Annotated in this window: 8 protein-coding genes, 1 tRNA gene and 1 rRNA gene; 5 read left to right on the forward strand and 5 right to left on the reverse strand. The window is 45.5% G+C overall.

Going from position 1 to position 12,162, the window contains the following annotated elements; translation table 11 throughout:
* Positions 1–112 precede the first annotated feature (112 nt).
* From ACQEXS_RS16750 to ACQEXS_RS16760, 3 genes are read right to left on the reverse strand one after another with little or no spacing between them, the layout of a single operon-like run.
* Positions 113–3,220, reverse strand: a complete 3,108-nt coding sequence (locus ACQEXS_RS16750) for an efflux RND transporter permease subunit (protein WP_427014580.1) — start codon at positions 3,218–3,220, stop codon at positions 113–115.
* Positions 3,217–4,533, reverse strand: coding sequence for an efflux RND transporter periplasmic adaptor subunit (locus ACQEXS_RS16755; protein WP_427014581.1), 1,317 nt, complete (start codon positions 4,531–4,533; stop codon positions 3,217–3,219). The genes ACQEXS_RS16750 and ACQEXS_RS16755 overlap by 4 nt, the downstream gene beginning before the upstream one ends.
* Positions 4,523–5,188 carry a TetR/AcrR family transcriptional regulator gene (locus ACQEXS_RS16760; protein ID WP_427014582.1) on the reverse strand — a complete coding sequence of 222 codons (666 nt, stop codon included), beginning with the start codon at positions 5,186–5,188 and terminating at the stop codon, positions 4,523–4,525. Before ACQEXS_RS16760 ends, ACQEXS_RS16755 begins: the two co-directional genes overlap by 11 nt.
* Before the next feature lie 439 nt (positions 5,189–5,627).
* Here ACQEXS_RS16760 and leuA point away from each other — a divergent pair, with 439 nt between their 5' ends.
* The 5 genes from leuA to ACQEXS_RS16785 all read left to right on the forward strand — a co-directional run bounded on the left by leuA (position 5,628) and on the right by ACQEXS_RS16785 (position 11,446).
* Positions 5,628–7,175 carry a 2-isopropylmalate synthase gene (gene leuA / locus ACQEXS_RS16765; protein WP_427014583.1) on the forward strand — a complete coding sequence of 516 codons (1,548 nt, stop codon included), beginning with the start codon at positions 5,628–5,630 and terminating at the stop codon, positions 7,173–7,175.
* A 63-nt stretch (positions 7,176–7,238) separates the two neighbouring features.
* Complete coding sequence (leuB, locus tag ACQEXS_RS16770) at positions 7,239–8,330, forward strand: 3-isopropylmalate dehydrogenase (RefSeq protein ID WP_427014584.1); 1,092 nt, start codon at positions 7,239–7,241, stop codon at positions 8,328–8,330.
* Positions 8,331–8,515: 185 nt separating this feature from the next.
* Positions 8,516–9,916 carry a 3-isopropylmalate dehydratase large subunit gene (gene leuC / locus ACQEXS_RS16775; protein ID WP_427014585.1) on the forward strand — a complete coding sequence of 467 codons (1,401 nt, stop codon included), beginning with the start codon at positions 8,516–8,518 and terminating at the stop codon, positions 9,914–9,916.
* 11 nt (positions 9,917–9,927) lie between these two features.
* A complete protein-coding gene (gene leuD / locus ACQEXS_RS16780; protein WP_427014586.1) occupies positions 9,928–10,530 on the forward strand; it encodes a 3-isopropylmalate dehydratase small subunit in 603 nt (200 codons plus the stop codon).
* A gap of 133 nt (positions 10,531–10,663) precedes the next feature.
* Positions 10,664–11,446: a DUF547 domain-containing protein gene (locus tag ACQEXS_RS16785; protein WP_427014587.1), complete on the forward strand. Its 783-nt coding sequence runs from the start codon at positions 10,664–10,666 to the stop codon at positions 11,444–11,446.
* Between the two features lie 297 nt (positions 11,447–11,743).
* Here the strand turns inward: ACQEXS_RS16785 and rrf are convergent.
* Positions 11,744–11,860: ribosomal RNA gene (gene rrf, locus ACQEXS_RS16790) — 5S ribosomal RNA — on the reverse strand.
* A 56-nt stretch (positions 11,861–11,916) separates the two neighbouring features.
* Positions 11,917–11,992, reverse strand: a tRNA-Thr gene (locus tag ACQEXS_RS16795).
* Between the last annotated feature and the right edge of the window lie 170 nt (positions 11,993–12,162).

Raw genomic sequence — 12,162 nt, forward strand, 5'->3', positions numbered from 1 at the left:
CGGTCTCACGTCCAAACTAAAGTCCTACAGTGACAAGGTAGTGACGGTTTGTTTGTAAAATAATGACATCCATTGAGATAAAAAAAGGCCACCGAAGTGGCCTTTAATGACTTTACGCATCAAGCGCTTCGTGCTTTTTCACTAAACCAAAGTCAGCTAAAATGGCGTAGGCAGCCGGAATCATAAATAACACCAGTAAGGTGGAAGCAAAAATACCAAACACAATGGAGATCACTAGCGGCTGAATCACTTGAGCTTGCAAACTGGTTTCTGTCAAAAGCGGTAGTAAACCTGCAGCTGTCGTCATCGAGGTCAAAAATACCGCACGAAACCGCTCTCGACTGGCTTTCACCACGGAGTCATGAACACTATCCCCTTCATCAACATGGTGCCGTATGTACTGCACTAACAAAATGGAATCATTGACCACAATCCCCGCTAAAGAGACAAATCCCATCATGCTTGGCATACTCAACGAGTGACCAAGCAATACGTGGCCCCAAACGACACCAATAAAAGCCAGAGGGATCGCCAGCATAACAACAAAGGGTTCGAGATAACTGCGGAACTGATAGCTAAGAATGGCAAACACACCAAACAAACCGAGTAAAAATCCTTTCCCCATCGATGCCCCTGTTTCTGCAGCATCTTTTGCTTCACCTTCAAAATCAAATCGCAAACCCGGGTATTTCTTCATTAGCTCGGGCGCTTCCTGTTTTTGGAACTGGGCGATCACCGCCGAGGAACTCACCTTAGTGTTGTCGGTATCGCCAAATACACTGATGGTCCGCAGACCATTTATCCGTTGAATTCGAACATAGTTTCGCTGGAATTCTAATGTAGCCAAGGTGGCTAATGGGATTTGTGTTCCATCAGGTAAAATAACTGGGAAATTCGCAAGCTGTTGCAAATCACCGGCCTGCGTTTTATCCAATCGTACTTCGATAGAGATGTTCTCCACCCCAATTTGGATTTCATCCGCCGTTTGCCCGAAATAAGCAGCCCGTAACTGGTTCGCGATAAGTTGCCCATTAATGCCGTAAGTTTCTGCACCAGGGCGGAGCCTGACCAAAATTTCTTCTTTGCCCATGCGCATGTCATCTAAAACGCCGTGCACACCATCAAACTCGTTGAGGTAATTTTGAATATCAATTGAAGCCGCTTTCAACTGACTGAGATCGTCATGTGAAGCACGTATTTCTATAGAGCGTCCCCCCGGCCCCATTGTTGGTTGTTTAAAGACTAAAGAGATAGGTTGAGCTAGCTCTCCCACATCATTTCGCCATGCCTCAATAAAATCATCAATGACCGTATTTCGCTGCTCAGCACCGAGTAAATCTAAGCGAACCGTGGCGATATGAGGACCTGATTCGTTGGCATCCGCGTTAGCATTAAACTGTGTGGTAATGTGCTCAACCAGCGTGTGCCCCTGTTCAATATTGTCACTCCATTGTTGATTGAGTTTTTTCGCCGAAGCGACCACTTTATCAACCACTAACTCAGTTTGAGCAAGCGATGAGCCGGGCGGTAAAATGATCCGCGCTTCTGCAATATCACCATCCAAATCTGGAAACGGTTGGAATTTAAGTAAGCCACCAGCAATCGCCGCGACCGAAATCAATAGTGCAGCAAACACAGCCCCTAAAAAGGCATAGCGATAGCTCACCACTTTTTCGACTAACGACACCAATGTGGTATTGCGAAAGTTTTCAAAGCGCGCCAACAAAATCCGCTTAAACTTCAGATCATCACGCTCACGTTTTTGCTGATGCAATGAGTGAGCAAGGTGATTAGGTAAAATCAAAAATGCTTCAACAAGGCTCAAAGTCAGCACCAGAATCAGTACCTGTGGCACGGCTTTGAGTACAGCCCCCATCTCACCTTGTAAGAAAAGTAGACTGCCAAAAATACAAATAGTGGTAAGGAAAGAAGAAAATACCCCCGGTAACACCTTCTTCACCCCATTGATCACGGCTTCATCTACTTTTTGGCCGCGTTCAAGGTGAGCCGCTATCGATTCTGCAATCACAATCGCATCATCCATCATGATGCCAATGGCCATCAATAATCCGACCAGAGACATAATGTTGATAGACAAGCCCAATTGGGCCATCAAGAACAAACCACCTAAAAATGCAACAGGTAGGCCAGCCGCCACCCAAAATGAATAACGAAAACTAAAGAAAAGCCACATTGTTGCAAACACCAACACGATCCCTTGCCAGCCATTACGAACCATCATTGTTAGGCGATCCCATAATACCGAGGAAAGATCATTGGTCATTTCCAATGCCACACCATCGGGGGCGATTTGCTGCTGATCTGCAACAAACTGGCTGACTCGATCTTTAATTCTTAAGGCATCGTCCTCTTTATTCTTGCTGATCTTCAATAATGCAGATGGCTTGCCATCAAATAACACTTTCTGTTCATCCAGTTCGAAACGATCAGTAATTATCGCAATATCACGAAGCCGGATTAGGGCCCCGTTTGGTGAAGAACCTACCACCATATTAGCCAGTGTATCTGGTGCAATTTTTCGCTCATCAAAACGGATAAGAAAGTTCTTGTCAGGCGTTTCAATATTACCGCTTGGCAGCTTAATATTTTGTTGCCCGATCTGTGCTGCAATGTCGTTTACACTTAAGCCAAGTTGGCGCATAGCGGTGTTATCTAGTTCGACCAAGTATTGGTGATCAGAAAAACCACTTACATCCACTAATGACACGCCATAATCAAGCTTGAGGGTTCGTTTAAGTTGCTCGGCATAAGCCTTTAACTCCGGCCAAGTTGTATCGGCAGTGATTGCGACATCGACGACGGGTTCATTCCAATCAAGCTCTTGCACCACGGGTGATTCGATCTCTTTTGGGAAATCATTAATCGCGTTGATCTGGGTTTGAACATCAACCAGCATCCGGCCAATATCTGCTTTTTCGTTGAGCTTTAAGATCAAACGAGCAGAACCCTCTATCGCTTCACAGCGGGTTTCAACGATGTTTGCCAGCCCATCGACAGCATCTTCCATCCGCACACACAGGCTCTCTTCCACTTCTTGCGGCGCAGCGCCCGGATAAACAATGCCAGCCATAATGTAAGGCGGATCGTACTCAGGAAAAGTCTCTCGCTTAATGGTCGATAACGAGCTGAATCCGAGGATCAACAACGCCAGCATTAACAGATTGGCTGCGGTAGGATGACGTGTAAAAAATCGGATCATAATTTACGCTCCTCAAACTGAGGGGCGTTCTCACGTAATTTCATGCCCTCAATTGCCGGTAGTAAATCGTTAAGAATCAGTTTTTCTCCCTGCTCTAGATCACCTTCGATCACAACATGATGATTCCGGCGATACAGCACCGTAACCGACACAATTTTTAGTTGCTGATTGTCATCCATCAAATAAATACGATCACCATGTAAAGCACGTTCAGGGATCACCCAACTTGGATTTTGTTGACCTTCAATCTCTGCTTTGACAAACATACCATTGACCAATGGCGGGACGGTATCTGGATTCAGATCCCTATAGTCTTGCTCGATCTCTAAGATCACGCCGGCAGTTGCCCGATTAGGATCCACCGTTTCACTGATCCGAGCGACCTTCGCTGGCCAGTTTGCTTTTAAGTTTCCACTGCTCAATTCTATTTGAGCCCGAATAAATGTCATATCAGGCTGAGGGATCCCGGCCTCATCACGCTGAAACTCCCCTAAACTGGAGGCCAACGTCTGCATATCATGAATTGAGAGTTGCGCTTCCACTTCCATTGTCTTCATTCCATGTGCCACAACCATGGTTTGCTGTTGATTAATGACCTGATCCAATTCAGTGTCAACTTCAGAAATACGCAGGTCCATAGGTAAAACAATACTGGTCTTTGCTAACAAGCGCTGTGCTTCTTGCACCTTGGAAGCATTCACTTTTATCTTTGCTTCAGCCACCCGCTTTTCGTCCGGTATCAATGCCAATTGATTCTCTATGTCTTGCACTAGCTTTTGTTGAGATAAGGTACTCTGCTGCTGTTGATCGACTTCAGATTGGGAGGCAAGGCCGCGTTTACGTAAGTTCTGTTTGCGCTCGAGCTCTTTCTTAGCAATTTTCTGCCGATTTTTCTCAATCCCCAATGTTTGTCGCAGGTTGCGCTCTTCTTGTTGTAGCTTCGCCAATGACGTCTCACTCGATTTTAAATCCGCTTGTGTCTGTGCCAGCTTGAGTTCGTAATCAAGCGGGTCAATACGAAGGACTTCCGTTCCCTTACTCAATACTTGTCCTTTTTCTAGCCTTGGGTGGCGATAAACCACCTTACCTGATACTTCAGCAATGGCTTTCCATTCCACTTTGGGCTTTATTTTTCCAAATCCAATCGCCAACGGCGCCATGGCTTTGAGTTCAAGTGGTATCGTTTCAACCAATCGAGCACGTTCACCAGCTGGCTTAGTCGGAATATCCGGGCGAAGGTTAATGGCTAAGATCAAAACCAAAACCCCAATAGCTAAAACAGGAAAAAAAAGTAGCTTGCGGTTAACCTTCATCACTCACTCCTTGTACTGGCATAGGAAACATAAATCCACTCGTCATCAATTTAATGTTGTGTTCAAACAAGCGGTTGAGGAATTCTTCATTGAGTTCAATTCCGTGAATCGCAAGCAATGCTGGCGGAGCCATAAAAGGAAACACCATCAAGCTAATGTATGAAATCCGACAAAGTTTTGGGTCCATATCTGGCTTTAAAACGCCACTATCCACCAGCTTATCGAAGATGATGTCTTGCATTGGCTTGCTAATATCAATAAAAACCTTCTCCATCAGCTTACGCTGCGTGTCGGAAGGTGGCATGTGCATCACCTGAGCAATCAGCCGAGGAAATTGAGGCACCTTGACCATTTCTCGGTAGTAAGTTCGCATTAAATCAATAAAATTCTGATGCGAGCTATCTTGAAGCAATGCTTGCATGGTGATCTGCATCGGCGACAGCGTCTCCCTCAACATGGTTTCAAACAGCCCTTCTTTGTTACCAAAGTAGTAGCGGATCAAGGCACTGTTTACGCCTGCTTTTTGTGCGACAAGCCGGGTAGAGACTTTGTCATACGCCATTACGGTAAACAGCTCTCGTGCATGAAAAATCAGCTTACCTCGAGCATCTGTTTTTTCACTTGGCCTGCCCGCTTTACGCCCAGAGTCAACCATGCCTTCCCCTTCAAAAATTCATCAGATGATTAATTATAGATTGTTGTTTTTATATACGATATGACATTAATTCATCACTAATTCATCAATTGATGAATTAACCTCTACCAGCCAGAACTCATCCGATATGAATAAAAAAGCAACTTTAGGGTTGACGTGCTTACGTGAGTACGGTACTAATCTATTAACTTAATTTTGTGGTTTATGTAACGCTCTTAGGAAGTAGTTAACAATGACAACTCATTTTTCTATCCTGCTTAGCCTCCTCCTTATCGTGACCAGTTCGCGCGGGTAGGTTGTGGAAGAAAAAAGAACCACACAGAATGACAAGAACCCGCACTCAGATGCGGGTTTTTTTATATCTGAATACTAAGAATGTACCGGAAGTAAACGATTAACTTGTGCAAGAATGCACAACATGGAAACAAAGGAAGCAAACATGAACGATCAAGTCATTATATTCGACACCACATTGCGTGATGGCGAACAGGCGTTGTCAGCAAGCTTGACGGTTAAGGAAAAACTGCAAATTGCCTATGCGCTTGAAAGGCTGGGCGTTGATGTTATCGAGGCGGGTTTCCCTGTCTCTTCTCCGGGTGATTTCGAATCCGTACAAACCATCGCTAAACACATCAAAAATAGCCGCGTTTGTGCCCTTTCTCGTGCTGTGGCAAAAGACATTGATGCCGCAGCAGAAGCATTAAAAGTAGCCGATGCCTTCCGAATCCATACCTTCATTTCTACTTCTACCATTCATGTGCAAGACAAGCTGCGTCGTAGCTATGATGATGTCGTTGAAATGGGCGTAAAAGCTGTTAAACACGCACGTAACTACACTGACGATGTTGAATTTTCTTGTGAAGACGCTGGTCGCACACCAATTGATAATCTATGTCGTATGGTTGAATCAGCAATCAATGCTGGCGCAAGTACCATCAACATTCCAGATACGGTTGGCTATACCGTACCAAGTGAATTCGGCGCCATTATTGAGACCCTATTTAACCGTGTACCAAATATCGACAAAGCTATCATCTCGGTTCACTGTCATGATGATTTGGGTATGTCTGTAGCCAACTCTATTGCAGCTGTTCAAGCCGGTGCGCGACAAGTTGAAGGGACCATCAACGGTATCGGTGAGCGTGCGGGTAACTGTTCTTTAGAAGAGATCGCAATGATCTTGAAAACACGCCAAGAACTCATGGGTGTTCATACGGGCCTAAAACACGATGAAATCCATCGCACTAGTAAGTTGGTCAGCCAACTGTGTAACATGCCGATCCAGAGCAACAAGGCGATCGTTGGTGCAAACGCATTCAGCCATTCTTCAGGCATCCACCAAGATGGCATGCTAAAGAATAAAAACACTTACGAGATCATGACGCCAGAGTCGATTGGTCTTAAGAACCAAGCGCTAAACCTAACCAGCCGCAGTGGCCGCGCAGCAGTGAAGAGTCACATGGATTCTATGGGCTACAAAGAAGAAGAGTACAACTTAGATGCATTGTACGAGGATTTCTTGAAACTGGCGGATCGAAAAGGCCAAGTATTTGATTACGATCTAGAAGCATTGATGCACTTTTCTAACTTGCGCGAAGAAGATGATTTCTACAAATTGAACTACTTAAGCGTGCAATCTGGTAGTGTCATGGCAACAACCAGCATTAAGCTACAGTGTGGCGATGAAGAAAAATGCGAAGCGGCCGTCGGTAACGGTCCTGTCGATGCACTTTACCAATGTATCTACCGCGTAACAGGTTATGATATTGTGCTAGATAAATTCGATCTCACCGCTAAAGGTGAAGGTGAGGATGGATTAGGTCAAGCTGATATCATTGCCAATTACAAAGGGCGCAAATATCATGGTACTGGCGTTTCTACCGACATCGTTGAAGCATCGGGCCAAGCCCTATTGCACGTCATCAACAGCATTCATCGTGCCGATAAAATTGCAGAAATAAAGCAGAAGCAAATCGCAACCGTATAAGACAGACTCCAGGGACGAGAGTCGTCCCTGGCGTTCTAAGTAATTAGAAAATAAAGGATTAACATGACAGACAAATCATACAAAATTGCCGTTTTACCAGGCGACGGCATCGGCCCAGAAGTAATGGCGCAAGCACATAAAGTGTTGGATGCAATCGAAAAGAAGCACGGCATTGCGTTTGAGCGTGACGAGCACGATGTAGGTGGTATCGCGATCGATAATCACGGTTGCCCACTTCCAGAAAGCACAGTAAAAGCGTGTGAAGAGTCTGATGCAGTCCTATTCGGCTCAGTTGGCGGTCCTAAGTGGGAACACTTGCCACCAAATGACCAACCTGAACGTGGTGCCCTACTGCCACTACGCAAGCACTTCCAACTGTTCTGTAATCTACGCCCAGCACAAATTCACTCAGGTCTTGAAGCTTTCTCACCACTACGCGCAGACATCTCAGGTCGCGGCTTTAACATCGTGGTTGTCCGTGAACTAACAGGCGGTATCTACTTCGGCCAACCAAAAGGTCGTGAAGGTGAAGGTCCAACAGAGAAAGCGTTCGACACTGAGGTGTACCACCGCTACGAGATTGAACGTATCGCAAAAATTGCCTTTGAGTCTGCTCGTCTACGTCGCAAGAAAGTGTGCTCAATCGACAAAGCGAACGTTCTACAAAGCTCAATCCTATGGCGTGAAGTGGTCGAAGAAATCGCAAAAGACTACCCAGATGTTGAGTTATCACACATGTACATTGATAACGCAACCATGCAGCTTATCAAAGACCCAGCACAGTTCGACGTAATGCTATGTTCAAACATCTTCGGCGACATCATTTCTGATGAGTGCGCGATGATCACTGGCTCTATGGGTATGTTGCCATCAGCAAGCCTAAACGAAAGCAAATTCGGTCTGTACGAACCAGCAGGCGGCAGTGCACCAGATATCGCAGGTAAGAACATCGCTAACCCAGTTGCTCAAATCCTATCTGCCGCACTGATGCTACGTTACAGCCTAGGTGAAGAAACGGCGGCACAAGACATCGAAACGGCCGTTTCAAAAGCACTATCTGCAGGTGAGCTAACGGGTGACCTTGCCGGTGACAACCCAGCACTTTCGACGTCTGAGATGGGCGATAAGATCGCTGAGTATATTTTAAACTCTTAATACAGAACAGATTCATAATAAATACAAAATCCTCAGTCAACCAATGGCTTTCCTCTAAGTCATTGGTGCAATAACAAGGCAGCAAGCTTATTTATATTAAGGCGTTTAGTTCGCTAAATAACTGGATAAATGGGTGTAGCTAACGCAGTTATTGCGGCAAAGGCGACGAGGAAAGGAAGCAAACAATGGGCAAAACATTATACGAAAAAGTCTACGACGCACACGTTGCCGTCGCAGCAGAAGGGGAAAACCCAATCTTGTACATCGACCGTCACTTGGTACATGAAGTGACTTCTCCGCAGGCATTTGACGGCTTGCGTGAAAAAGGTCGTAAAGTGCGTCAGGTCAGCAAAACTTTTGCCACCATGGACCACAACGTTTCTACGACAACCAAAGACATCAACGCATCCGGTGAGATGGCGCGTATCCAGATGGAAACGCTATCGAAAAACTGCGAAGAGTTTGGTGTTACACTTTACGACATCAACCATAAATACCAAGGCATTGTCCACGTCATGGGCCCTGAGCTGGGTATTACCCTACCGGGCATGACGATTGTTTGTGGTGACTCACACACGGCTACACACGGTGCATTCGGCTCCCTAGCCTTTGGTATTGGTACTTCTGAAGTTGAGCACGTATTGGCAACTCAAACGCTAAAACAAGCACGCGCTAAAACAATGAAGATCGAAGTGAAAGGCAAAGTAGCGCCAGGCATCACCGCGAAAGACATCGTGCTAGCGATCATCGGTGAAACCACAGCTGCTGGCGGTACGGGTTACGTGGTTGAATTCTGCGGTGAAGCGATCACCGACCTTTCAATGGAAGGCCGCATGACCGTATGTAACATGGCAATTGAGCTAGGTGCTAAAGCCGGTTTGATTGCACCAGATGAAACCACATTCGAATACATTAAAGGCCGAAAATTCTCACCTCAAGGTGCCGACTTTGATGCAGCAGTAGAATACTGGAAGACATTAAAAACGGACGATGATGCTCAGTTTGATGCGGTCGTGACGCTAAATGCTGCCGACATTAAACCACAAGTCACTTGGGGTACTAACCCAGGCCAAGTTATCGCAGTAGACCAACCGATCCCAGCTCCAGAAAGCTTTACCGACCCAGTAGAGAAAGCCTCTGCTGAAAAAGCATTGGCTTACATGGGCCTAGAAGCAGGCAAAGCACTTTCAGATTACAACGTCGATAAAGTCTTCGTTGGTTCTTGTACTAACTCACGTATCGAAGACATGCGCGCAGCCGCTGAAATAGCGAAAGGTCGCAAAGTCGCGTCTCACGTTCAAGCGCTAATCGTTCCTGGCTCTGAGCAAGTAAAAGCGCAAGCGGAAGCAGAAGGCTTGGACGTTATCTTTAAAGAAGCGGGCTTTGAGTGGCGCCTACCTGGTTGTTCAATGTGTCTAGCAATGAACAACGACCGTTTGGGTCCACATGAACGTTGTGCGTCTACTTCAAACCGTAACTTTGAAGGCCGCCAAGGTCGTGATGGCCGTACCCACCTAGTGAGCCCTGCGATGGCAGCGGCAGCAGCAATTGCTGGTCACTTTGTAGATATTCGTGAACTAGACTAAGGAGCAAACAAATGTCAGGCTTTAAACAACACACAGGCTTAGTTGTTCCTCTAGATGCAGCGAACGTAGATACTGATGCCATCATTCCAAAGCAGTTCCTACAAAAGGTCTCCCGCCTAGGGTTTGGTAAGCACCTATTCCATGACTGGCGCTTCCTAGACGATGCTGGCGAACAACCGAACCCAGAGTTCGTGATGAACGCCCCTCGCTACCAAGGCGCTTCTATCTTGCTAGCGCGTGAAAACTTCGGTTGTGGTTCTTCTCGTGAGCACGCACCATGGGCACTAGCGGATTACGGCATCAAAGCGATGATCGCACCAAGCTTTGCCGATATTTTTTACGGTAACTCGATCAACAACCAAATGGTGCCAGTTCGTTTGACTGAGCAAGAAGTGGATGAAATCTTCCAGTTTGTTGAGGCGAACGAAGGTGCAGAAATCGAAGTCGACCTAGAAGCCAATGTGGTTCGTGCCAACGGCAAAAAATATAGTTTTGAAATCGATTCGTTCCGTCGTCACTGCCTGCTAAACGGTTTGGACAATATCGGTCTTACCCTTCAACACGAAAACAAGATTGCCGAGTACGAGGCGAATATCCCGAGCTTCTTAAGCTAATTCAAATCGTAATTGAAACAGGTAAAAGGTTGGCATTGGCCAGCCTTTTTTCTTTATATTCATTGTGTCAGGAAAGAAATCCCATCGTAGACAGGTCTACACTATCAACAAGTTTTAATTCAAAGGTCTCTCTATGAAGCGTCTGCTATTGCTATTGTGTGCCCTCGTTTCTTTCTCTGCTTTTTCCGCACCAAAATCGGATTTGTGGCCGTATTGGAAGCAGTCCAATCAAGCTAACCAAGCCCAGATTTCTCATCAAGTATGGCAACAACTGCTAGACAATTACTTGGTTGTACAAGGTGAAAATACTTTGTTTCGCTACAGCAAAGTCACAACTTCCGACAAGGCGAAGCTAAAGCAGTACATCCAAAGATTGGCGAAACTTGACCCTCGACAATACAGCCAAGCAGAACAATACGCCTATTGGGTGAACCTTTACAACGCCATCACGGTGGATCTGATTTTGGATAACTATCCCGTCAAATCGATAACCAAACTGGGCGGCTTATTTAGCTTTGGACCTTGGGGAGATGATGTGGTCGTGATCAACGGCAAGGACCTGACTTTAAACGATATTGAGCATCGAATTTTGCGTCCAATCTGGAATGATCCAAGAACCCATTACGCGGTGAATTGTGCCAGCTTAGGTTGCCCAAATTTACAGACTCAAGCATTTACTGCCGACAACACTCAAGCCTTACTCGAAAGTGCTGCAAAAACATTTATCAACAGCAGTAAAGGCGTATCCATCCAAGGTAACACGGCACAGCTGTCTTCTATTTATGATTGGTTTGCCGAAGATTTTGGTAATAAACAGAAGCTAATCGAACACCTAAGCCAATATCGTCCAGAATTAAACAAGTTAACTGGTAATTTTAACTATGAATATGATTGGTCTCTTAATGAAGTAGAGTAAACAAATCAACTAGATATGAACAATAATATTAGCTTTGCAAAAGAGTGAATATGTTGAAATAGCAAAGCCTAATCTTTCAACGGAAAAAAGACCTGCACTTCAATAAAGCTAGTCCGATGAAAGAAAACTTGTCGTGCTAAACAAAAATGGTTGTTTCTTACTAGGAGGCAAAGCGACGGAGGATACCCAATTCAGACCTTTATTCAGTTAGACACGCACAAGCAGACTTATTATGTGAGGTTCAAAGTGGATACAAACAAAAAGACCTCAGCATCTCTGCTGAGGTCTGGAATAAGAACCTGGCGATGACCTACTCTCACATGGGGAAGCCCCACACTACCATCGGCGCTAATTCGTTTCACTTCTGAGTTCGGAATGGAAGTCAGGTGGGTCCAAATCGCTATGGTCGCCAAGTAAAATTCTTTACGTTTTGCTTTATGCTCTATGCGAAAACACAAAACAAACCGTAATGGTGCTGATACCCAGACTCGAACTGGGGACCTCATCCTTACCAAGGATGCGCTCTACCACCTGAGCTATATCAGCATCAAGATGTCCCTTCAGGACTAAAAAAGCCCGTTTTTTCAAACGGGCTCTTTTAACTATTGTCTTCACCTTTTTGAAAGGTAAAAACTAAAATTAAAGCCTGGCGATGTCCTACTCTCACATGGGGAAGCCCCACACTACCATCGGCGCTAATTCGTTTCACTTCTGAG

It is taken from the genome of Vibrio sp. TRT 17S01 (genome assembly GCF_050113695.1).
In the GTDB taxonomy this organism is placed as follows: Bacteria; Pseudomonadota; Gammaproteobacteria; order Enterobacterales; family Vibrionaceae; genus Vibrio.